Consider the following 22,254-nt stretch of genomic DNA (forward strand, 5'->3'; position numbering starts at 1 on the left):
GATCGATGACCTCGCACACACGCGTCACCATGGCCGACGTCGCGGCGGCGGCCGGCGTCTCGGTCATGAGCGTGTCCTACGCGTACGGGCGGCCGGAGCGGGTGTCGGACGAGACGCGGGCGAAGGTGTTCGACGCCGCCGAGCGACTCGGCTACACCGGCCCGCACCGGGGCGCGCAGTCGCTCCGCAGCGGCCGCAGCAACAACCTCGCCGTGCTTCTGACGGAGAAGCTGACGTACGCGTTCGACGACCCGCAGGCCCGCCGGTTCCTGTCAGGAGTGGCCGATGCGTGCCTCGACACCGACACCGGCCTGGTGATCCTGCCGAACACGCGCGTCGCCCGCGACGTCGACCGGGTGCGCGACGCCGCCGTGGACGGGTACGTCTTCTGGACCACGGTCACCGGGGACCCACTGCTCGACGCGGCCGTCGCCACCGGGCGACCCGTGTGCGTGCAGGGCGGTCCGGAGCACGACGGCACGACGTTGATCAGCATCGACGACGCCGCCGCGGCCGAGGCGGTCGCCCTGATCGCCCTCGCGGGTGCCGCGCGACCGCTGGTGCTCGCTTTTCCTGCCGACGAGCATCGGGAGCGGCGCCTCGTGCACGGACCGGATCCGGAGACGATCGACTTCCCGGTGACGAGGAACCGTCTGCGGGGCTACCGCGCGGCTGCCGAGGCGCTGGGGCTCGACTGGTCCGCGGTGCCCGTCGCGTTCGGCACCGGCAGCTTCCGCTCGGAGGGGACGCGCGCGATGCAGGATCACCTGGACGCGCTGCCGGACACGGTGCTGGCGATGAGTGACGAGATGGCGCTCGGGGCATTGTCGGTGGTGCGGGACCGCGGCCTGCAGGTGCCGGGCGACCTGGCGATGGTCGGGTGGGACGACACCGAGGAAGCGGCGGGCGCAGGGCTGACGACGGTGGCCCAGTCGCTGTACGAGCAGGGGCGCAGCGCTGCGCGGGCCGTGCTCGCGGGTGAGCCCGTCGCGACACCGGAGTGGCACGTCGTGCGGCGGACCTCGACGAGGTGAGGCGTGCGCAGGCTGCACACGAACCACCGCCCCGGGGCCGGATGTGCTGATTCGTCACGGCCTGTGTGCAACCGGGGTACGGCGCATCTGACCGTGCAGTAGGTTCGGCCTCATGAGTGGCGCCGATCACACAGACATTTCCCCTACCGACCATCGCGATCCCGAGCTGCAGGACCAGGCCGAGCGGGTCGCCGCCGCGGCCCGGCTGACGATGAAGGACAAGCGCGAGAACGCGTCCGGTGGACTCGGCGGCCTGGTCGCTTCGCGCGCCGGCGACTGGGACCTCACGGACCAGGACGTCGACAGCATGCGGCGCCAGGAGAAGTTCTGGAACCCGCTCGTCGACAAGTACTTCCGCATGGAGATCGACGGGTGGGAGACCATCCCGCCGCCACCGGTGCTGCTGGTCGGCGTGCATTCGGGTGCACCGTTCGTGTGGGACGCCTGGACGGTGGGGGCGCAGTGGTGGCGACGGTTCGGCCCGTCACGCACGCTGCACGGCACCGCGCACGATGCGCTGATGGCCTTCCCCCTCATCGGCACGGTGTTCCGGTCGATGGGTGTGCTGCCCGCTGCTCCAGACTCGATGTCCACGGCACTGGCCGAGGGGCGCGACGTCATCGTGTGGCCCGGAGGTGAGGTCGACTCGCTGCGACCGTGGAGCGAACGTGACGTCGCCACCCTCGGCGGGCGCACCGGCTTCATCAAGCTCGCCATCCGCTGCGGGGTGCCGATCGTGCCGATCGCCACCGTCGGCGGCGCCGACGCCATGCCCGTGCTGGTCCGCGGTGACAAGCTCTCGAAGATGTTGGGGCTGGACAAGATCGCGCGACTCAAGGTGTTCCCCATCGCCGTGTCGCTGCCGTGGATCATCGCGCCGGCCGCACTTCCGCAGATCCCGCTGCCCGCCAAGATCCGGACCCGCTTCATGCCGCCCGTCGAGGTGGATCACGATCTCGCCCGCGTGGACGACGAGGAGTACGTGGAGGCCAAGTACGAGGAGGTGCGGCGCTCCATCCAGTCGGGCATGGACGCGCTCGCCACCAAGAGGAAGTTCCCGCTCTTCCGCTGATGCCTAAGCTGACGGGGTGAGTCACAGCATCGCGGAGGCGTCCGAGCAGACCGGGCTGACCATCGACACGCTGCGGTACTACGAGCGTGACGGGTTGCTCCTGCGCGCGGTGCCGCGGTCGTCCACCGGACAGCGCCGCTACAGCGACGACGACATCACGTGGATCGTCCTCATCACCCGACTGCGCGCCACCGGGATGTCGATCGCGGAGGTGCGGCACTACGCCGACCTGGTGCGTCAGGGCGAGGGGACGGAGCAGCAGCGGCTCGACGCCCTCCGCGCGCATCGGGAACGGGTGCTGGCGCAGCTCGCCGAGGTGACCGGCCATCTGCGCGCGATCGACCACAAGATCGAGCTCTACGTCGGCAGGCTTGACCTGGAGCGCACTCCAGCACGTTGAGTGGGGGCATGACGCTCACCTCACGCACCCTCGGTACGCAGTCCCCTCTCACCGTCTCCGCCCTCGGCCTCGGCTGCATGGGTATGTCCGAGTTCTACGGCGACACCGACCGCGCCTCCGGCATCGCCACCATCCACCGCGCTCTCGAACTCGGTGTGACCTTCCTCGACACGGCCGACATGTACGGCCCGTTCGTCAACGAGGAGCTGGTCGGCGAGGCCATCGCCGGCCGTCGGGACCAGGTGGTGCTCGCCACCAAGTTCGGCAACGAGCGACTCGCCGACGGCACCCGTCTCGGCATCAACGGCACCCCCGAGTACGTTCGCGCGGCCTGCGACGCGTCGTTGTCGCGGATCGGTGTCGACCACATCGACCTGTACTACCAGCACCGCGTCGACAAGTCGGTCCCCATCGAGGACACGGTCGGCGCGATGGCGGAGCTGGTGCAGGCGGGCAAGGTGCGCCATCTCGGGATGTCCGAGGCGTCGGCCGCGACCATCCGCCGGGCGCACGCAGTGCACCCGATCACGGCCGTGCAGACCGAGTACTCCCTGTTCACGCGGGATCTCGAGGAGACTGTGCTCCCGACGCTCCGTGAGCTCGGCATCGGGTTGGTCCCGTATTCGCCGCTCGGTCGCGGGCTGTTGACCGGCGCCATCGCACACGAGTCGGAGTTGGCGGAGAAGGACTCGCGCCGCACCGCGTACTTCCCGCGGTTCCAGGGCGAGGCGCTCGAGGCGAACCTGACGCTCGTGGCGCGCATCCGTGAGATCGCGGACCGGCTGGGATGCACGCCCGGTCAGCTGGCTCTGGCGTGGGTGCTGGCACAGGGCGAGGACGTCGCGCCGATCCCCGGAACCAAGCGCGTGCGCTACCTCGAGGAGAACGTGGCAGCGGCGGACGTCGCGGTGACGCAGGAGATCCTCGACGAACTCGAGGCAGCGGTGCCCGCATCGGCCGTGGCCGGAGCACGCTACGGAGACATGTCCAGCATCGACGAGTGAGCCCCGAGGCCACCCCCCACCGCGAGTACGTCGACAGTGTCGTGATTCCAGTCGCGATCGCGACACCACGGACGTACTCGCGGAGAGTGGCTCAGGACTGGTCGAGCCGCACTGCTCGCACGAACGTGTAGAGCAGTGCGGGAACGGCGATGACCAGTGACATGACCGGTGCCCACACGACCAGCGCGCCCAGTGGGGGAACGTCCTCGAACAGCATGTTGTAGCCGATGATGGACGTGACGGCGACACCGGCGATCGCGATGTGAGTGGCCAGCATCCAGCGATCGAGGAAGACACCGGCGAACAGGCCGAGCACCACGAAGAAGGTGGTCTTCCCGACGGCGTAGGCGGGCGGCATGTCGGCGCTGAGGTTCGCGGCGAGGATGCCCAGGTTGGACAGAACGACGAAGGCGAAGGCGGTGTGCAGCCGCGGCCACGAGGTCACCGTCCACCAGAGAGCGGCGGCGAACGCGAAGGCCGCGCAGCCGATCTGCACGCCCACCGTGAACGTGGTGGTGCCGCCGAAGCCGTACAGGATCTCGAGGGTGGCGCACACGCCCATCGACGCGGTGAAGAACGCGATGATCCACCGCACGACGCGCTGATCGGTGAACGACGACATGAGGCCGACGATCCACTCGTAGCGAGCCTCGAGTTCGCCGATCGGCTCGTCGTCGTCGTCGTACCGGGGTTCGTCGTACCCGGTCTCGTCGTGCCGCACCGGTTCCGGCACCGGGTACTCGGCTCGGGGTCCGACGCCCGGACTGAAGGCCGTGGTGAAGGCGCCCGGCGCGCTGTAGGCCTGCCCCGGTCGTCCGTCTCGTGCACTGACCATGTCGGGTCCCGTTCCCTTCGGTGCCCGCATTCGCGGGCGGCCTCGTCCCGCCCGGCGTGTCGCGAGCGTCGTGATGGGTGTCGTGCGGTAAAGCGTCCAACCGCCTGTGGGATTCACCGTAAACCAGGCTTTCGGACCTGCGCTGCGGATGGATGGTGCCACGGATTGTTTTGGAGTTCGTCACAACGTCCAAGAACAAGCAAGCATGCTTGCTTTTTTGGCCCGTGGGTGCGACCGTTCCAGGCATGGCTGCTCTCGAGGTGTTGCTGCAGGACCTGCGTGCGGAGGGCGACGCGCTGGACGCGCTGGTCGCCGATGCCGACGACGCCGCGTGGCGCACGGACACCCCGGCGGCCGGTTGGACGGTGGCGCATCAGATCGCTCACCTGCACTGGACCGACCACGTCGCCGCGCTGACGACGGCCGGCGCCTCCGGTGACGAGGACGCCGAAGCGGCATTCGACGCGGTGATCGCCGACGCGATGGGCAGTCCGGACTCGTTCGTGGACTCCGCTGCCGACGCACTCGCCGGAGAGCAGGTCAGCACCCTGTTGTCGCGATGGCGGCTCGGCCGAGTGCAACTGCTCGACGTCCTGACACACGTGCCCGACGGCGTGAAGATCCGCTGGTTCGGCCCGCCGATGAGCGCGATGTCGATGGCCACCGCGCGCATCATGGAGACCTGGGCACACGGTCAGGACGTCGCGGACGCCCTCGGCGTGGTTCGCGAACCCACGGCTCGGCTGCGTCACGTCGCGCACATCGGCGTACGCACCCGCGACTTCGCCTACGCGATTCGCGGCCTGACGCCGCCGTCGGCACCGTTCCGCGTCGTGCTCACCGCTCCCGACGGGAGTGAGTGGTCGTGGGGGCCGGAGGACGCGGAGCAGAGTGTCACGGGTTCCGCTCCGGACTTCTGCCTGCTCGTCACGCAGCGCGTGCACCGTGACGACACCGACCTCGTGGCCGTCGGCGACGACGCGGCGACGTGGCTGGGTCTCGCGCAGGCGTTCGCGGGGGCTCCCGGCGGTGGCCGGGACGTGCGGGTGGCGTCGTGACGGAGATGATCAGGGTCGGGAACTGCTCCGGCTTCTACGGTGACCGCGCGTCGGCCATGCGCGAGATGCTCGACGGCGGTGATCTCGACGTCCTCACGGGCGACTACCTGGCCGAGCTGACGATGCTCATTCTCGGACGCGACCGGATGAAGGATCCGACGCGCGGCTACGCCAGGACGTATCTGCGGCAGCTCGAGGAGTGCCTGGGCACTGCACTCGACAAGGGTGTCACCCTGGTCAGCAATGCCGGTGGGTTGGCGCCCGCACGACTGGCGGACGAGATCCGGTCCCTCGCCGACCGTCTCGGTCTGACCGTCTCGGTCGCCCACGTGGAGGGAGACGATCTGCACGACCGCGCCGAGGAACTGGGCCTCGGCTCCCCGCTGACCGCCAATGCCTATCTCGGCGCCTTCGGTGTCGCGGCGTGCCTGGACGCCGGGGCGCAGGTCGTGGTCACCGGACGCGTCACGGATGCGTCGGTGGTGGTGGCCCCGGCGATCTCCCGGTTCGGGTGGACCCGCGATCACCTCGACGAACTCGCGGGCGCCGTCGTCGCCGGCCACATCATCGAATGCGGAACCCAGGCGACCGGCGGGAACTACTCCTTCTTCGGTGAGATCGAGGATCTGCGTCGACCGGGGTTCCCCCTCGCGGAGATCCGGTCGGACGGGTCGTCGGTGATCACCAAGCACGAGAACACCGGCGGCGCCGTGACGGTCGGAACGGTGACGGCGCAGTTGATGTACGAGATCACCGGCCCGCGCTACCTCGGCCCGGACGTGACCGCGCGGCTCGACACGGTGCGGGTCTCGCAGGACGGACCCGACCGCGTGCTGGTCACGGGGGCTCGCGGCGAGGCGCCGCCGCCCACCCTCAAGGTCTCCCGGAACACGCTCGGCGGGTTCCGCAACGAGATGACCTTCGTGCTCACCGGCCTCGACATCGAGGCCAAGGCCGACCTGGTGCGCACTCAGATGACCGAGGCGCTGACGCCGCCGCCGCGCGAGGTCGACTGGACTCTCGCGCGCACCGATCACCCTGACGCCGACACCGAGGAGGCCGCCAGTGCGGTGCTCCGTGTCGTCGTCCGCGACGCTGATCCGCAGCGTGTGGGTCGCGTGTTCAGCGCAGCCGCAGTGGAACTCGCGCTGGCGAGCTACCCCGGTTTCTGTGTGACGACGCCTCCGGGTCAGGGGTCGCCCTACGGCGTCTTCGAGGCCGGGTTCGTCGAACAGGCGGTGCCGCGGCACGTGGCGGTTCTCGCGGACGGCACGCGCGTCGACGTCGCACCGCCCACCGTCACCACGGCTGTCGAGGCGGACCCGTCCGACGCGCCCGCAGGCCGCCCGCCGGCCGAACCCACACGCACGCTGCCGCTCGGCACGGTGGCGGCGGCGCGCAGCGGTGACAAGGGCGGCAGCGCCAACGTCGGGGTCTGGGTGCGCGGCGACGCCGCGTGGGCCTGGCTCCGGTCGACTCTCACCACCGAGCTGGTGACGACGCTGCTCCCGGAGACGGCGGGCCTGCGCGTGCACCGGTACGAGTTCCCGCACCTGCGGGCCGTGAACATCGTCGTCGACGGGATTCTCGGAGAGGGCGTCGCATCCGGCGCTCGCTTCGATCCCCAGGCCAAGGGCCTGGGGGAGTGGCTGCGATCGCGGCACGTCCCGATACCCGAATCAGTACTCGCAGAAAGTGGACTCGCATGAGCACCTGGGGTGGCCCCGACCGAGCGCAACTCCGTAAGACGGTCCGGGGGTTCGTGGACCGGGAGGTGCTGCCGCACCTCACCGAGTGGGAGCGTGACGGCGAGATTCCCCGCAGCCTGCACCGCGCGGCAGCCGAGATCGGTCTGCTCGGGGCGCCGTTCCCCGAGGCGGTCGGCGGGGGCGGCGGCTCGCTGGTCGACGCCACGGTCATCTGCGAGGAGATGCACGAGGCGGGTGCGTCCGGCGGCCTGTTCGCGTCCTTGTTCACCTGTGGGATCGCGTTGCCGCACATGGTCGCTGCGGGCAACCCCGACCACCTCGAGAAGTGGGTCCGGCCCACGCTCGACGGCGAGCTGATCGGGTCGCTGGCCATCACCGAGCCCGGCGGCGGATCCGACGTGGGACACCTGCGCACCCGAGCGGTGCGCGACGGGGACCACTTCGTCGTCAACGGCGCGAAGACCTACATCACCTCGGGGTGCCGGGCCGACTTCGTGGTCACCGCCGTCCGCACCGGGGGAGACGGCGCGGCCGGCGTCTCGCTGCTCGTCGTCGAGCGCGGCACACCGGGATTCGAGGTGTCCCGCAAGCTCGACAAGATGGGATGGCGGGCCTCCGACACCGCCGAACTGTCGTACACCGACGTGCGCGTGCCCGTGGAGAACCTGGTGGGCCCGGAGAACTCCGGGTTCGCCCAGATCGCGCAGGCCTTCGTCTCCGAACGCGCTGCGCTGGCCGCGCAGGCCTACTCCTCGGCGCAGCGGTGCCTCGATCTGACGGTGGCGTGGACGCGGGACCGCTCGACGTTCGGCAAGCCGCTCATCGCCCGTCAGGCGGTGCAGAACACGCTCAGCGAGATGCACCGCAAGATCGACGTGGCCCGCACGTACACGCACGCACTGATCGATCGCCACGTCGAGGACGGCGACGACTGCATCGCCGAGGTGTGCTTCGCGAAGAACACCGCGGTCGAGGCCGGCGAATGGGTCGCCTCCCAGGCGGTACAGCTGTTCGGTGGACTCGGCTACATGGCCGAGAGCGAGGTCGAGCGTCAGTACCGCGACATGCGCATCATCGGCATCGGCGGCGGCACCACCGAGATCCTCACCTCGCTGGCCGCGAAGCGACTGGGGTACACCGCATGACGACTCTGACCTCCCGACTCGACAGCTCCGGTGACGCGTACGTCTCGGCCGCCGACACCATGATCGCGAAGCTCTCCGAGGTGGAGACCGAACACGCCAAGGCACTGGGCGGCGGGGGCGAGAAGTACGTCGCACGGCACCGCGGCCGCGGCAAGATGACCCCACGCGAGCGCATCGAGATGCTCGTCGACCCGGATTCGCCGTTCCTCGAGCTGTGCCCGCTCGCGGCCTGGGGCACGGACTTCCCGGTCGGCGCCAGCGTGGTCGTCGGCATCGGTGTCGTCAGCGGCGTCGAGTGCCTGATCGTCGCCAACGACCCCACCGTGCGGGGCGGCACGAGCAATCCGTGGACCCTGCGGAAGACGCTGCGAGCGAACGACATCGCGATGCAGAACCGGCTGCCGGTCATCTCACTGGTCGAGTCCGGCGGTGCCGACCTCCCCACGCAGAAGGAGGTGTTCATCCCGGGTGGCCGCATCTTCCGTGATCTGACGCGCCTCTCCGCGGCCGGCATCCCCACCATCGCCCTCGTGTTCGGCAACTCCACCGCCGGCGGCGCCTACATTCCCGGCATGTCCGATCACGTCGTCATGATCGAGGAGCGGTCCAAGGTGTTCCTCGCCGGACCGCCGCTGGTGAAGATGGCCACCGGCGAGGAGACCGACGACGAATCGCTCGGCGGCGCCCGCATGCACGCCCGGACCTCCGGTCTCGCAGACCATCTCGCCGCGGACGAGAAGGACGCCATCCGCATCGGCCGCGGCATCGTGAAGCGGCTCAACTGGCACAAGAAGGGTCCTGCGCCGCGCACCGAGGTGCTCCCGCCCCGGTACGACGAGGAGGAACTGCTCGGTATCGTGCCGGCCGACCTCAAGATCCCGTTCGACCCCCGCGACGTCATCGCGCGCATCGTCGACGACAGCGACTTCGACGAGTTCAAGCCGCTCTACGGCTCGTCTCTGGTCACCGGATGGGCGGAACTGCACGGGTATCCGGTCGGCATCCTCGCCAACGCCCGCGGCGTCCTCTTCAGCGAGGAGTCGCAGAAGGCGACGCAGTTCATCCAACTGGCGAACCGTTCGAACACGCCACTGCTGTTCCTGCACAACACCACCGGCTACATGGTGGGCAAGGAGTACGAGGAGGGCGGGATGATCAAGCACGGGTCGATGATGATCAACGCCGTCTCGAACTCCACCGTCCCGCACATCTCGGTGCTGCTCGGTGCGTCGTACGGCGCCGGGCACTACGGCATGTGCGGTCGCGCCTTCGACCCGCGCTTCCTCTTCGCCTGGCCCAGCGCCAAGTCCGCGGTCATGGGCGGTGCCCAACTCGCGGGCGTCATCTCGATCGTCTCCCGCGCCTCCGCCGAGGCCCGCGGACAGGCGTTCGACGAGGAGGCCGACGCGGGTCTGCGCGCGATGATCGAGCAGCAGATCGAGGCCGAGTCGGTTCCCATGTTCCTCTCCGGACGCCTGTACGGCGACGGCGTGATCGACCCCCGAGACACCCGCACGGTGGTGGGGATGTGCCTGTCGGCCATCGCCTCCGCCCCGATCGAGGGCACCGCCAACTTCGGTGTCTTCCGGATGTGACCGTCATGACCATTTCGTCAGTACTCGTTGCCAACCGCGGCGAGATCGCCCGCCGCGTGTTCACGACCTGCCGCGCCGAGGGCATCGACACGGTCGCCGTGTTCTCCGATCCGGACTCCGCGTCACCGCACGTCGCCGACGCCGACGTCGCCGTCCGGTTGCCCGGTTCCGCGTCGTCGGAGACGTACCTCCGCGGAGACCTGATCATCGAGGCGGCGCAGCGCGCGGGCGCCGACGCGATCCACCCCGGTTACGGGTTCCTGTCCGAGAACGCGGAGTTCGCGCGCGCCGTGCAGGATGCGGGCCTCACCTGGATCGGTCCGCCGGTGAAGGCGATCGAGTCGATGGGGTCGAAGGTCGAGTCCAAGGCCATGATGCAGAGCGCCGGTGTGCCGGTGCTCGATCGGCTCGACCCCGCGTCCGTCACGCAGGACGATCTGCCGGTGCTCGTGAAGGCGTCCGCCGGTGGTGGTGGTCGCGGTATGCGCGTGGTGCGTGAACTCGACGCCCTGCAGGACGAGATCGACGCGGCGTCGCGGGAGGCGCTGTCCGCCTTCGGTGACGCGACGGTCTTCTGCGAGCGCTATCTCGAGACGGGCCGCCACATCGAGGTCCAGGTCATGGCGGACCGCCACGGCACGGTGTGGGCGGTGGGCGAGCGGGAGTGCTCCATCCAACGACGCCACCAGAAGGTGGTCGAGGAGGCGCCGTCTCCGCTCGTCGAGCGCGTTCCGGGTATGCGGGAGAAGCTGTTCGAGGCGGCGCGCATCGCCACAGAGGCGCTCGACTACGAGGGGGCCGGCACCGTCGAGTTCCTCAGCGACGAGCGCGGCAACTTCTACTTCCTCGAGATGAACACGCGCCTGCAGGTCGAGCACCCGGTGACCGAGTGCACCACCGGTCTCGATCTGGTGGCACTGCAGATCCACGTCGCCGCGGGCGGCGCGCTCCCGGCCGAGCAGCCCACCACGCGCGGACACTCGATCGAAGTGCGTCTGTACGCGGAGGATCCGGCGCGCGACTGGCAGCCGCAGAGCGGCGTCGTGCACCACGTCGAGTTCGACGGAGCGCGAGAGTTCGAGGTGCTCACGCGGACAGGCCTGCGGGTGGACTCGGGCATCGTCGACGGCAGCGTGGTGGGGACCCACTACGACCCGATGCTCGCCAAGGTGATCTCGTACGCGCCCACCCGGGAGCAGGCGGCCGGAATCCTGGCGAAAGCGCTGCTGCGCGCGCGCATTCACGGGGTGCGCACCAACCGCGACCTGCTCGTCACGGTGCTGAGACACCCCGCGTTCCTCGCGGGCGACACCGACACCGCGTTCTTCGCGACGCACGATCTCGCGGTCCTCGCTCGGCCGCTCGTCGACTACCGGGGTGTGCGGCTGTCCGCACTCGCCGCAGCGCTCGCGGACGCCACCCGATCGAGAGAATCGGCGACGGTGGGCCGATCCCTCCCCAGCGGCTGGCGCAACCTCGCCTCCGTGCCGCAACGCAAGACGTACGCGGTGAACGGCACCGAGATCGTCGCCGAGTACCGGCTGTCGCGCGGAACGCTCGTCACCGACGTCGACGACTGCGCGCTGGTCCGGGCCGAGTCCGACCGGGTGGTGCTGCTGGCCGACGGTGTGCGACGCGAGTTCCACGTCGCGGTCCACGGCGACGCCGTGTTCGTCGACTCGTCGCTCGGACCGATACGGCTCGAACGGGTTCCGGTGTTCGTCGATCCGAGCGAGATCGTCGCCGCCGGATCGCTGCTGGCACCGATGCCCGGCAGCGTCGTGCGGATCGGTGCTGCCGTCGGCGACACCGTCACCGCCGGCCAACCGATCCTGTGGCTCGAGGCCATGAAGATGGAACACACGATCACCGCACCCGCGGCGGGCGTGCTGACCGAGCTCACGGTCACTGTGGGACACCAGGTGGACGTCGACGCCGTACTGGCGGTCGTCGCAGCAGAAGGAGATCAGGCATGAGCTTCATCGAGACGGATGAGCAGAAGAGCCTCCGCGCCGCGGTGGCCGGACTGGGCAAGCGCCACAACTACATCGACTATGTGCTGCCCAAGGCACGCAAGGGTGAGGCACTCACCGAACTGTGGCACGAGGCCGGGCAGTTGGGCTTCCTCGGGGTGAACCTCCCCGAGGAGTACGGCGGCGGCGGTGCCGGCATCTACGAGCTCGCACTGGTCCAGGAGGAGATGTCCTCGTTCGGTGCGGGCCTGCTGCTCGTGGTCGTCAGCCCGGCGATCTGCGGCACCATCATCGCGAAGTACGGCACCCCCGAGCAGAAGCAGTCCTGGCTGCCCCGCCTCTCGGACGGCTCCGCGATCATGGCGTTCGGCATCACCGAGCCCGACGCCGGCTCCAACTCCCACCAGATCACCACCACCGCGCGACGCGACGGTGACGAGTGGGTGCTGCGCGGCAGCAAGATCTACATCTCCGGCGTCGACCAGGCCGACGCGGTGCTCATCGTCTCCCGTACGGAGGACGCGAAGACCGGGAAGCTCGAGCCGGCGCTGTTCATCGTGCCGACCGATGCACCGGGCCTGAACAAGACGCAGATGCGCATGGACATCATCGAGCCCGATCATCAGTTCACGCTCTTCCTCGACGACGTCCGGCTGCCGGCCGAGGCGCTGGTCGGCGAGCCCGACGCGGCGTTGATGCAGTTGTTCGCGGGTCTCAACCCCGAGCGCATCCTCGGTGCGGCAATGGCCGTCGGCATGGGCCGCTACGCCCTCGACGCCGCGGTGAAGTACGCGAACGAGCGCACCGTGTGGAAGAGCCCCATCGGGGCGCACCAGGGGATCGCGCATCCGTTGGCGCAATGCAAGATCGAGCTCGAACTGGCGAAGCTGATGATGCAGAAGGCCGCGGTGCTCTACGACAGCGGTGACGATTTCGGTGCGGCGGAAGCGGCCAACATGGCGAAGTACGCGGCCGCCGAGGCCAGCATCAAGGCCATCGACCAGGCCATCCAGACGCACGGCGGTGCAGGCTTGACCGAGGAGTACGGTCTCGCGTCCATGCTCGGTGCGGCGCGCATCGCCCGCGTGGCTCCCGTCAGTCGGGAGATGATCCTGAACTTCGTGTCCCAGCACTCGCTGGGCCTGCCGAAGAGCTACTGATGGCGGGCAGGCCGGAGGCGGGGCGGGGCCCGGGCAGGCCGGAGGCCGGTCGGGGCGACGGACCACCTGTGCGGGTCGATCGGTCGGAGGGCGTGGTGACTCTGACACTCGACACCCCGCACAATCGCAACGCCCTCTCCACCGCCCTGGTCGACGACCTGACGGCGGCGCTCCGCGACGCGGGCGCGGATCGGGACGTCCGCGCCGTGGTCCTCACCCACACCGGCGGAACATTCTGTGCAGGTGCCGATCTCACGGAGGCGGGCAGTTCCGTCTCCTCACGCACCGAGCAGATGCTGACGCTGCTGCGGGCGATCCTCGAGACGCCGAAGCCGGTGATCGGCAGAATCGACGGGCATGTGCGTGCCGGCGGTATGGGCCTCGTGGGCGCGTGCGATCTGGTGGTGGCCGGGCCGAAGAGTTCGTTCGCGCTGACGGAGGCGCGGCTGGGGTTGGCCGCGTCCATCGTCTCCTTGACGGTGGTGCCGAGGATGACCTCGCGTGCGGCGAGCCGGTACTTCCTGACGACGGAGACGTTCGGCGCGCACGAGGCGGAGGCCATCGGGCTCGTCACCGAGGCTGCGGCCGACACCGCGGCCACGGTGGCCGAACTCGTCGCGGCGATCCGTCCGTCGTCACCGCAGGGTCTCGCGGCGTCGAAACGCCTCACCACCGCCGCGATGCTCGAGGAGTTCGACCGCCGGGGCGCGGACCTGGCGGAGGAGTCCGCGAGGCTGTTCGCTTCGGACGAGGCGCGGGAGGGGATGATGGCCTTTCTGCAGAAGCGCAGCCCGTCGTGGGCCGCACCGGCGGAGTCGTCCGGTGCCGCTGTGGGGAAGGAGACGTGACGGCCATGACCGTGCCCACTCGTCACCGGGTCGGTGACACCCGCAGCCCGAAGCAGGATCGCAGCCGCGCCACGCGACTGCGTCTGCTCGAGTCCACGATCGACGCGCTCGCCACCGAGGGATGGGCGGCGACGACGGTCGCCGTCGTGGCCGAGCGGGCCGGCGTCTCTCGCGGTGCCACCCAGCATCACTTCCCGACGCGGGAGGACCTCATCACCGCGGCGCTCGAGTACATGTTCGACACGCGCATGGGGGAGGCGCGAGCCGAGAGCAGTGCGCTCCCGCAGGGCGCCGGGCGGACCGAGGCCGTGGTCACCCGGCTGGTCGACTACTACACGAGCCCCATCTTCCGTGCCGCGCTGCAGGTCTGGACCGCCGCGGCCGCGGATCCCGAGATGCGAGCCCGGGTCCTGCCTCTCGAGGAGAAGTTCGGTCGCGTGGCGCACCGCACGGCGGTCGATCACCTCGGCGCCGACGACAGTGATCCGCGCACCCACCGACTCGTGCAGGCCACCCTCGACCTGGCCCGCGGGCTAGGTCTCGCCGACGTGCTCAGCGACGATTCGCGCCGCCGCGCCGAGATCGTGAAGGTGTGGGCCTCGGTGCTCGACGCGTCCCTCGCCCTCGATACCCCCACCACCAGCACCAGCACCCCCGCGAGTACGTCCGAACTGTCGTGATCGGCGCTCGCATCACGGCACTTTCGGCGTACTCGCGACAGTCCGCACTCCGATAAGCTGCCGCCATGAACTCCGTGCGGTGGGCCGGCGTGGCAGCAGTGGTGCTGCTCGGGCTCACCGGTTGCGGATCCGACTCCGACGCCGCCACCGACGACGCGCCGTCCACGTCCGCGTCGCAGGGACCCGGCCCGTTCTTCGGCGTCTGCGGCGGTCTGTCCGACGAGGAGGTCCGCACTGCGTTCGCCGTGCCGTCGTTCGCGATCGTGACCCGCAACTCGGTGGGCTGCGAGTGGGAGGTGTCGGGTCCGACCGGCCCGTCGGTCAGCTTCTCCTGGTACCGCGGGAGCCCGATCGGGCGTGAGCGCATGGGGTCGGAACTGATCGGCCGACCGGCAGCGGACATCGAGATCGAGGGTCGGCCGGGGTTCGAGGCGCGATCCGAGAACGCGACGGGTGTGACGTACCTCTGCGAGAACGGTCTGCAGTACGGCGACGACTTCGTCCACTTCTCCGTCATGTACGCCGACAGCGCTCCCACCGCGGATCCGTGCGCCGTCGCCGAGAGTCTGATGACGCTCGTCGCGGAGCGCGCGCAGTGAGGGCCGGACGCGTTCTGGCGGCGCTGTCGGTCACCGCGGTGCTCGCCGGATGCGGGTCGACCATCGAGGGCACGCCCGTGGCGGCGGGCGTGAGTGGCGCGGACGGCGAGTTCCGCTCGCTCCTCGAGGAGTGCGACACGGTGACGCCGGAGCAGATCGCCGACGTCGTGGGCGGCGACGCCATCGACCAGGGCTTCATCGGGGCCATCTGCCGGTGGGACCTGACCGGCCCGGGCGGCGCGGTCAAGGTGACGTTCGACTGGTTCGAGACGGGGTCGCTCGCGGCCGAGCGCGAGGCGAACGAACGTATGGGGTGGACGGTGAGCGACGTCGAGGTGTCCTCGCGGAAGGCCCTCGAGATCCGTCAACCGGACGATCCGGCATCGTGCGGCGTGGCGGCGCAGTCGCCCGATTCCGGGGTCATCGGCTGGTGGGTGCAGTATCGGCCGGGGAACCCGACCGACCCCTGTGAGTCGGCCACGCGGTTGATGCAGCTGTCGCTCAATCTGTCGGCGTGACGACGGAAGGGTGAACTCCTGTACCCGATGCAGGGGCGTTTTGACCATCAGGCGCGCCGCCGGGTACCGTTACAGGTCGTGCCCGGCCCAGCCGGTACGTCTGTGTGCCTATGCGAGGTACAGCCGTGTTCGAGTTCACCATCGAGCAAGAACCGCGGCTGCCGTGTGGGGGTATGCGACACACCCGACCGCGGGGTGCACGAAGCCCGCGGAAGCACTACTGGGTGAGGGGCAGCGTTCTCTTGCCCCAACTGCTAGATCCCTGTTTCTCGACACGAAGAAAGCCGGTTCATGCCAACAATCAACCAGCTGGTCCGCAAGGGTCGCACCGACAAGGTCGCGAAGCTGAAGACCGCTGCCCTGAAGGGCAGCCCGCAGCGCCGTGGTGTGTGCACTCGCGTGTACACCACCACCCCGAAGAAGCCGAACTCCGCGCTTCGTAAGGTCGCTCGCGTCCGCCTGACCACGTCCGTCGAGGTCACCGCCTACATCCCCGGTGAGGGCCACAACCTGCAGGAGCACTCCATGGTGCTCGTGCGCGGTGGTCGTGTGAAGGACCTCCCGGGTGTCCGTTACAAGATCATCCGTGGCTCGCTCGACACGCAGGGCGTGAAGAACCGCAAGCAGGCTCGCAGCAAGTACGGCGCCAAGAAGGAGAAGAGCTGACATGCCACGTAAAGGCCCAGCACCCAAGCGCCCGCTGATCAACGATCCCGTCTACGGTTCGCCGCTGGTCACCCAGCTGGTCAACAAGATCCTGCTGGACGGCAAGAAGTCGACCGCGGAGCGCATCGTGTACCAGGCTCTCGAGCAGGCACGCGAGAAGACGGGCACCGATCCCGTCGTGACGCTCAAGCGCGCACTGGACAACGTCAAGCCGGCCCTCGAGGTCCGCAGCCGTCGTGTCGGTGGCGCCACCTACCAGGTTCCGGTCGAGGTTCGTCCGGGCCGCTCCACCACGCTGGCTCTGCGCTGGCTCGTCTCGTTCTCCCGCGCTCGTCGCGAGAAGACGATGGTCGAGCGTCTGGCCAACGAACTCCTCGATGCCAGCAACGGTCTCGGCGCAGCAGTCAAGCGTCGCGAGGACACGCACAAGATGGCGGAAGCCAACAAGGCATTCGCGCACTACCGCTGGTGATCGCGTCTCGGGGGCGCCGGGAAACATCCGGCGCCACCCGAGCGTTGAACCTTCGACTCACTTCTTCCAACACCAAGGCGGGATGAATTCGTGGCACAGGACGTGCTGACCGACCTGAACAAGGTCCGCAACATCGGCATCATGGCCCACATCGATGCCGGTAAGACCACCACTACCGAGCGCATCCTCTTCTACACCGGTATCTCGTACAAGATCGGTGAGGTCCATGACGGCGCAGCCACCATGGACTGGATGGAGCAGGAGCAGGAGCGTGGCATCACCATCACGTCTGCTGCCACGACGTGCTTCTGGAACGACAACCAGATCAACATCATCGACACCCCCGGGCACGTCGACTTCACGGTCGAGGTGGAGCGTTCGCTCCGCGTCCTCGACGGTGCCGTCGCCGTGTTCGACGGCAAGGAGGGCGTCGAGCCCCAGTCCGAGCAGGTGTGGCGTCAGGCCGACAAGTACGACGTGCCGCGCATCTGTTTCGTCAACAAGATGGACAAGCTCGGTGCGGACTTCTACTTCACCGTGCAGACCATCAAGGATCGCCTCGGCGCCAAGCCGTTGGTCATCCAGTTGCCGATCGGCGCAGAGGACAGCTTCGAGGGCATCGTCGACCTGATCGAGATGAACGCGAAGGTCTGGCGCGGAGAGACGAAGCTCGGCGAGACCTACGAGACCGTCGAGATCCCCGAGGAGCTGAAGGAGCGGGCCGAGCAGTACCGCACCGAGCTGCTCGAGACCGTCGCCGAGTCCGACGAGGCACTGCTGGAGAAGCACTTCAGCGGTGACGAGCTGACCATCGACGAGGTCAAGACCGCGATTCGCAAGATGACGGTCAACTCCGAGCTGTACCCGATCCTGTGCGGTTCCGCGTTCAAGAACAAGGGCGTCCAGCCCATGCTCGACGCGGTCATCGACTACCTCCCGTCCCCGCTCGACGTCGCCGAGACCATCGGTCACGCCGTGGGCGACGAGGAGAAGGAACTCACCCGCAAGCCGTCCGCCGACGAGCCGTTCGCGGCGCTCGCGTTCAAGATCGCGACGCACCCGTTCTTCGGCAAGCTGACGTACGTGCGCGTGTACTCGGGCAAGGTCGACTCCGGCTCGCAGGTCATCAACTCGACCAAGGGCAAGAAGGAGCGTCTGGGCAAGCTCTTCCAGATGCACTCCAACAAGGAGAACCCGGTCGCGACCGCCAGCGCCGGCCACATCTACGCCGTGATCGGTCTGAAGGACACGACGACGGGTGACACGCTCTGCGATCCGCAGAACCAGATCATCCTCGAGTCGATGACGTTCCCGGACCCGGTCATCCAGGTGTCGATCGAGCCGAAGACGAAGTCCGACCAGGAGAAGCTCGGCACGGCCATCCAGAAGCTGGCCGAAGAGGACCCGACCTTCTCGGTCAAGCTCGACGAGGAGACCGGCCAGACCGTCATCGGCGGCATGGGCGAGCTCCACCTCGACATCCTCGTCGACCGCATGCGTCGCGAGTTCAAGGTCGAGGCCAACGTCGGCAAGCCGCAGGTGGCCTACCGCGAGACGATCACCAAGATCGTCGAGAAGCAGGAGTTCACCCACAAGAAGCAGACGGGTGGCTCCGGCCAGTTCGCGAAGGTCATCATCGGCCTCGAGCCCTTCATCGGCGAGGACGGCGCGACCTACGAGTTCGAGAACAAGGTCTCCGGCGGTCGTATCCCGCGCGAGTACATCCCGTCCGTGGATGCCGGCGCGCAGGACGCGATGCAGTACGGCGTTCTCGCCGGCTACCCGCTGGTGAACGTCAAGCTGATCCTGCTCGACGGCGCGTACCACGACGTCGACTCGTCCGAGATGGCGTTCAAGATCGCGGGTTCGCAGGCCTTCAAGGAAGCTGCCCGCAAGGCCGGTCCGGTCATCCTCGAACCGCTCATGGCGGTCGAGGTGATCACGCCCGAGGAGTACATGGGCGACGTGATCGGCGATGTGAACTCCCGCCGTGGCCAGATCCAGGCCATGGAGGAACGCAGTGGTGCCCGTGTCGTCAAGGCGCTGGTTCCGCTGTCGGAGATGTTCGGTTACATCGGTGACCTGCGGTCTCGCACCCAGGGCCGAGCGAACTACTCCATGGTCTTCGACTCCTACGCAGAGGTTCCCTCGAACGTCTCGAAGGAGATCATCGCGAAGGCCACCGGAGAATAGTCTCCGAAGCTGGACCCGGTACCACCGTCACACCGCACCACCCGTAAGTACATCCGTAATGCTGCATAACGCAGGCAATAACAGTCCAGGAGGACACAGTGGCCAAGGCGAAGTTCGATCGGACCAAGCCGCACGTCAACATCGGCACCATCGGTCACGTTGACCACGGTAAGACGACGCTGACGGCTGCAATCACCAAGGTTCTGCACGACAAGTTCCCGGACCTGAACGAGGCGTCGGCCTTCGACCAGATCGACAAGGCTCCGGAGGAGAAGGCTCGTGGTATCACGATCAACATCTCCCACGTCGAGTACCAGACCGAGAAGCGTCACTACGCACACGTCGACGCTCCCGGCCACGCCGACTACATCAAGAACATGATCACCGGCGCGGCACAGATGGACGGCGCGATCCTCGTCGTCGCAGCGACCGACGGCCCCATGCCCCAGACGCGCGAGCATGTCCTGCTCGCTCGCCAGGTCGGCGTGCCGTACATCCTCGTCGCGCTGAACAAGGCCGACATGGTGGACGACGACGAGATCATCGAGCTCGTCGAGATGGAGGTGCGCGAGCTCCTCGCCGCACAGGAGTTCGACGAGGACGCTCCCGTCGTCAAGGTCTCCGCTCTCAAGGCCCTCGAGGGCGACGAGAAGTGGGCCGAATCGGTTCTCGAGCTCATGCAGGCAGTGGACGACTCGGTTCCGGACCCCGTCCGTGAGACCGAGAAGCCCTTCCTCATGCCCGTCGAGGACGTCTTCACCATCACCGGTCGCGGCACCGTCGTCACCGGCCGTATCGAGCGTGGCTCGGTCAACGTCAACGAGGATGTCGAGATCGTTGGCATCAAGGAGAAGTCGACCAAGACCACGGTCACCGGCATCGAGATGTTCCGCAAGCTGCTCGACTCGGGCCAGGCGGGCGACAACGTCGGCCTCCTCGTCCGCGGCATCAAGCGCGAAGATGTCGAGCGTGGACAGGTCGTCGTCAAGCCCGGCACCACCACTCCCCACACGGAGTTCGAGGGCCAGGCATACATCCTGTCGAAGGACGAGGGCGGTCGCCACACCCCGTTCTTCAACAACTACCGCCCGCAGTTCTACTTCCGTACCACGGACGTGACGGGCGTCGTGACCCTCCCCGAGGGCACCGAGATGGTCATGCCCGGTGACAACACCGAGATGTCCGTCGTGCTGATCCAGCCGGTCGCCATGGACGAGGGCCTGCGCTTCGCGATCCGCGAGGGTGGCCGCACCGTCGGCGCCGGTCGCGTCACGAAGATCAACAAGTAAGACCACCTCACACCGAACGGCGCTCACCCTGCGGGGTGGGCGCCGTTCGGCGTGTGTGGAATCAGGGCAGCACGACGACGTCCGCGGGAGAGCGCGGATCGATCTCGTAGTGGTCCTCGTACTGGCTGCTCATGCCGGTGACGCGCAGTGTCTGCCCCGCGCGGATCGCGCTCACGTCGATGCCCGTCTGCGTGTTGACGAAAACGGTGGTCTCCCCGGTCCGGTCCGCGATCGTGAACTTGTACCCGTACGGCAGATCGTCCACCACGGCGCTCGTGACGCGTCCGACGACCGTCACCAGCGACGCCTCGGTGGACTCGCCGACCACGCGGACCACCACCGGTCTGGGTGCCACCGCATCGACCGGTCCCAGCGACACGATGCTCGTCGGTCGCACCACCAGAAGTCCGGACTGGTCCGCGAGCGACCCCGTGACACGCACCGATGTACCCGGCACGACGTCGGTGGGCGCCGAGGCGCTGATGTAGATGCCGGCGGTGCGGTCCTGGATTCCGAACCCGACGTCGAGGAAGCTCGATGCGAAGGCGCCGGGCGGTGTGGTGACCGTGCCGACCACGGTGACCGTGGCGCCGGCGGAGAGAGTGCGCACCTGCGCGATGGGCGGAGCACCGCCCGGAGCGGCCGATGCAGGGGATGCTCCGAGCGTGAGTGCCACGAGGGCGGTGAGGGTCGTGCCGACAGTGCGGCGAAGGATCGTGCGCATCATGTGAGTTCCGTTTCCGCGCCGATCCCGCGTCGGCGCGCGCGCAACCCTCGTCCTCTCGGGTCGCGACGGCAACCGTGCCGAAAAGCGTTGTGACGCCGACTCACTCGACGGCGAAATCCTCCACCGTGACCACAACGGGAATCCGGACGACACGCGCGAGCGTCTCCTGGACGGCGTGGACGACGGAGTCGGGATCTCCCGGACAGCGGACCGTGATGTGCACGGCGCAGGACTCGTGCCCCACCACCACGCCCTCGATGCGTCGACCCGGCAGCAGCGTCACGGCCTCACCGAAGAGGCCGGAGTGCAGGCCGGCCACACCGGGGACCGCGAGCACCGCTGCGGCGATGAGGTCGGCCTCATCGGGCTCGAGCGGAGCGGTCATCCGCTCAGTCTGCGCTCTGTCACATTCCGACCGGCCTCCGGCCTTCCCGCATCCATCGTGGCCGCGCGCCGACGTCCGGAGGTCGGCCGGTGCCGGGGCGGTAGATTGTCACCGTGAACGTCGCGCTGATCGACTCGGGCCTGGGGTCGTTGCCCACGGCAGCCCACCTGCGTCGACTGCGCCCGTCGCTCGACCTTCATCTGTACCTCGACCCGGACAACGCGCCGTGGGGGCCCAAGCCCACCGCGTGGACGGAGGCACACGTCGTGGAGACGGCGCGGCGCGCCGTCGACGGTGGAGCCGAGGTGGTGGTGCTGCCGTGCAACACCGCCAGCGTCATCGCGCTCGACGCGACCCGCGCGGCCCTGGGGTCAACCCCCGTGGTCGGGACGGTTCCGGCCATCAAACCCGCTGCACTGCAGTGTGACTCGATCACGGTGTGGGCGACGGCGGCGACCACCGCGTCGTCGTATCAGGCGCGCTTGATCGCGGAGTTCGCGTCGGGTCGCACGGTGTCGACCGTCGCGTGCCACGGGCTCGCCGATGCCATCGACCGCGGTGATCTCGCGGCCGTCAGCGCGGCCATCGCGTCGGCAGCGGCGCGGACGCCGGACGACGTGCAGGGCATCGTCCTGGGGTGCACCCATTATCCGCTGGTGGCGGACGAGATCATGGCAGCGCTGCCGCCGGGTGTGCGGATGTTCGACAGCGCCGAGGCCGTCGCGGCCCAGACTCTGCGCCGCCTCGACGAGGTGCCGTCGCCGCGTGAGGGACACGGGAGCGTGTCGGTGACCCTGTCGGGGCGCGACGGTTCCCTCCCCGACAGTGCGTTGCGCTTCGTGGCCGGTCGGTCGCTCGCGGTGCCCGCGACGCTCTGACGCCGTCACCGTGC

At 68.6% G+C, this 22,254-nt stretch carries 22 protein-coding genes; 19 read left to right on the forward strand and 3 right to left on the reverse strand.

All coding sequences use genetic code 11. The annotated features are described in order from the left end of the window. The first annotated feature begins 5 nt into the window (after positions 1–5). The 4 genes from HQ308_RS04015 to HQ308_RS04030 all read left to right on the forward strand — a co-directional run bounded on the left by HQ308_RS04015 (position 6) and on the right by HQ308_RS04030 (position 3,510). Positions 6–1,034 carry a substrate-binding domain-containing protein gene (locus HQ308_RS04015; protein ID WP_222631763.1) on the forward strand — a complete coding sequence of 343 codons (1,029 nt, stop codon included), beginning with the start codon at positions 6–8 and terminating at the stop codon, positions 1,032–1,034. Positions 1,035–1,146: 112 nt separating this feature from the next. Further along, positions 1,147–2,106: a lysophospholipid acyltransferase family protein gene (locus tag HQ308_RS04020; RefSeq protein ID WP_222645498.1), complete on the forward strand. Its 960-nt coding sequence runs from the start codon at positions 1,147–1,149 to the stop codon at positions 2,104–2,106. Positions 2,107–2,122: 16 nt separating this feature from the next. Then, complete coding sequence (locus tag HQ308_RS04025; protein ID WP_056441761.1) at positions 2,123–2,506, forward strand: MerR family transcriptional regulator; 384 nt, start codon at positions 2,123–2,125, stop codon at positions 2,504–2,506. 8 nt (positions 2,507–2,514) lie between these two features. Further along, entirely contained in the window at positions 2,515–3,510 is a 996-nt protein-coding gene (locus HQ308_RS04030; RefSeq protein ID WP_222645499.1) for an aldo/keto reductase, read from the forward strand. A 91-nt stretch (positions 3,511–3,601) separates the two neighbouring features. On the opposite strand, the gene HQ308_RS04035 is transcribed toward HQ308_RS04030, so the two are convergent. Then, positions 3,602–4,345 (reverse strand): giguanylate cyclase, encoded by a 744-nt coding sequence (locus HQ308_RS04035; protein WP_222645500.1) that lies wholly within the window; start codon positions 4,343–4,345, stop codon positions 3,602–3,604. Positions 4,346–4,590: 245 nt separating this feature from the next. Between HQ308_RS04035 and HQ308_RS04040 the strand changes: the two genes are divergently transcribed. From HQ308_RS04040 to tuf, 14 genes are all read left to right on the forward strand, one after another. Then, the gene (locus tag HQ308_RS04040; RefSeq protein WP_222645501.1) at positions 4,591–5,403 is read left to right on the forward strand and encodes a TIGR03084 family metal-binding protein; all 813 of its coding nucleotides are present in this window, start codon (positions 4,591–4,593) and stop codon (positions 5,401–5,403) included. 5 nt (positions 5,404–5,408) lie between these two features. Next, a complete protein-coding gene (locus HQ308_RS04045) occupies positions 5,409–7,112 on the forward strand; it encodes an acyclic terpene utilization AtuA family protein (RefSeq protein WP_222645939.1) in 1,704 nt (567 codons plus the stop codon). Then, positions 7,109–8,257, forward strand: a complete 1,149-nt coding sequence (locus tag HQ308_RS04050; protein WP_027504606.1) for an acyl-CoA dehydrogenase family protein — start codon at positions 7,109–7,111, stop codon at positions 8,255–8,257. The genes HQ308_RS04045 and HQ308_RS04050 overlap by 4 nt, the downstream gene beginning before the upstream one ends. After that, the gene (locus HQ308_RS04055) at positions 8,254–9,852 is read left to right on the forward strand and encodes an acyl-CoA carboxylase subunit beta (protein ID WP_222645502.1); all 1,599 of its coding nucleotides are present in this window, start codon (positions 8,254–8,256) and stop codon (positions 9,850–9,852) included. Before HQ308_RS04050 ends, HQ308_RS04055 begins: the two co-directional genes overlap by 4 nt. A 5-nt stretch (positions 9,853–9,857) precedes the next feature. Further along, on the forward strand, positions 9,858–11,828 hold the full coding sequence (locus HQ308_RS04060) for a biotin carboxylase N-terminal domain-containing protein (protein ID WP_222645503.1): 1,971 nt from the start codon (positions 9,858–9,860) through the stop codon (positions 11,826–11,828). Next, complete coding sequence (locus HQ308_RS04065; RefSeq protein WP_222645504.1) at positions 11,825–12,985, forward strand: acyl-CoA dehydrogenase family protein; 1,161 nt, start codon at positions 11,825–11,827, stop codon at positions 12,983–12,985. The genes HQ308_RS04060 and HQ308_RS04065 overlap by 4 nt, the downstream gene beginning before the upstream one ends. Beyond that, a complete protein-coding gene (locus HQ308_RS04070) occupies positions 12,985–13,833 on the forward strand; it encodes an enoyl-CoA hydratase family protein (protein ID WP_222645505.1) in 849 nt (282 codons plus the stop codon). The genes HQ308_RS04065 and HQ308_RS04070 overlap by 1 nt, the downstream gene beginning before the upstream one ends. Before the next feature lie 5 nt (positions 13,834–13,838). Beyond that, complete coding sequence (locus tag HQ308_RS04075; RefSeq protein WP_051613166.1) at positions 13,839–14,513, forward strand: TetR/AcrR family transcriptional regulator; 675 nt, start codon at positions 13,839–13,841, stop codon at positions 14,511–14,513. A 65-nt stretch (positions 14,514–14,578) separates the two neighbouring features. Then, the gene (locus HQ308_RS04080) at positions 14,579–15,112 is read left to right on the forward strand and encodes a DUF3558 domain-containing protein (RefSeq protein WP_222631750.1); all 534 of its coding nucleotides are present in this window, start codon (positions 14,579–14,581) and stop codon (positions 15,110–15,112) included. Further along, positions 15,109–15,630: a DUF3558 domain-containing protein gene (locus HQ308_RS04085; RefSeq protein WP_222645506.1), complete on the forward strand. Its 522-nt coding sequence runs from the start codon at positions 15,109–15,111 to the stop codon at positions 15,628–15,630. Before HQ308_RS04080 ends, HQ308_RS04085 begins: the two co-directional genes overlap by 4 nt. Before the next feature lie 291 nt (positions 15,631–15,921). Further along, on the forward strand, positions 15,922–16,296 hold the full coding sequence (gene rpsL, locus HQ308_RS04090; RefSeq protein ID WP_027504614.1) for a 30S ribosomal protein S12: 375 nt from the start codon (positions 15,922–15,924) through the stop codon (positions 16,294–16,296). A gap of 1 nt (position 16,297) precedes the next feature. Beyond that, positions 16,298–16,768: a 30S ribosomal protein S7 gene (rpsG, locus tag HQ308_RS04095; RefSeq protein WP_027504615.1), complete on the forward strand. Its 471-nt coding sequence runs from the start codon at positions 16,298–16,300 to the stop codon at positions 16,766–16,768. A 90-nt stretch (positions 16,769–16,858) separates the two neighbouring features. After that, positions 16,859–18,961: an elongation factor G gene (gene fusA / locus HQ308_RS04100; RefSeq protein ID WP_027504616.1), complete on the forward strand. Its 2,103-nt coding sequence runs from the start codon at positions 16,859–16,861 to the stop codon at positions 18,959–18,961. Positions 18,962–19,059: 98 nt separating this feature from the next. After that, the gene (tuf, locus tag HQ308_RS04105) at positions 19,060–20,250 is read left to right on the forward strand and encodes an elongation factor Tu (protein WP_027504617.1); all 1,191 of its coding nucleotides are present in this window, start codon (positions 19,060–19,062) and stop codon (positions 20,248–20,250) included. A 61-nt stretch (positions 20,251–20,311) separates the two neighbouring features. Here the strand turns inward: tuf and HQ308_RS04110 are convergent, their stop codons facing one another. Together HQ308_RS04110 and HQ308_RS04115 are read right to left on the reverse strand one after the other, a co-directional pair. Continuing rightward, positions 20,312–20,977, reverse strand: a complete 666-nt coding sequence (locus tag HQ308_RS04110) for a hypothetical protein (RefSeq protein ID WP_027504618.1) — start codon at positions 20,975–20,977, stop codon at positions 20,312–20,314. Between the two features lie 100 nt (positions 20,978–21,077). Then, positions 21,078–21,362, reverse strand: a complete 285-nt coding sequence (locus tag HQ308_RS04115) for a hypothetical protein (protein ID WP_027504619.1) — start codon at positions 21,360–21,362, stop codon at positions 21,078–21,080. A 113-nt stretch (positions 21,363–21,475) separates the two neighbouring features. Between HQ308_RS04115 and HQ308_RS04120 the strand changes: the two genes are divergently transcribed. After that, positions 21,476–22,240, forward strand: coding sequence for a glutamate racemase (locus HQ308_RS04120; RefSeq protein WP_222645507.1), 765 nt, complete (start codon positions 21,476–21,478; stop codon positions 22,238–22,240). The last annotated feature ends 14 nt before the right edge of the window (positions 22,241–22,254 follow it).

The sequence above is a fragment of the Rhodococcus sp. BP-241 genome (assembly GCF_019836145.1).
GTDB lineage: Bacteria > Actinomycetota > Actinomycetes > Mycobacteriales > Mycobacteriaceae > Rhodococcoides.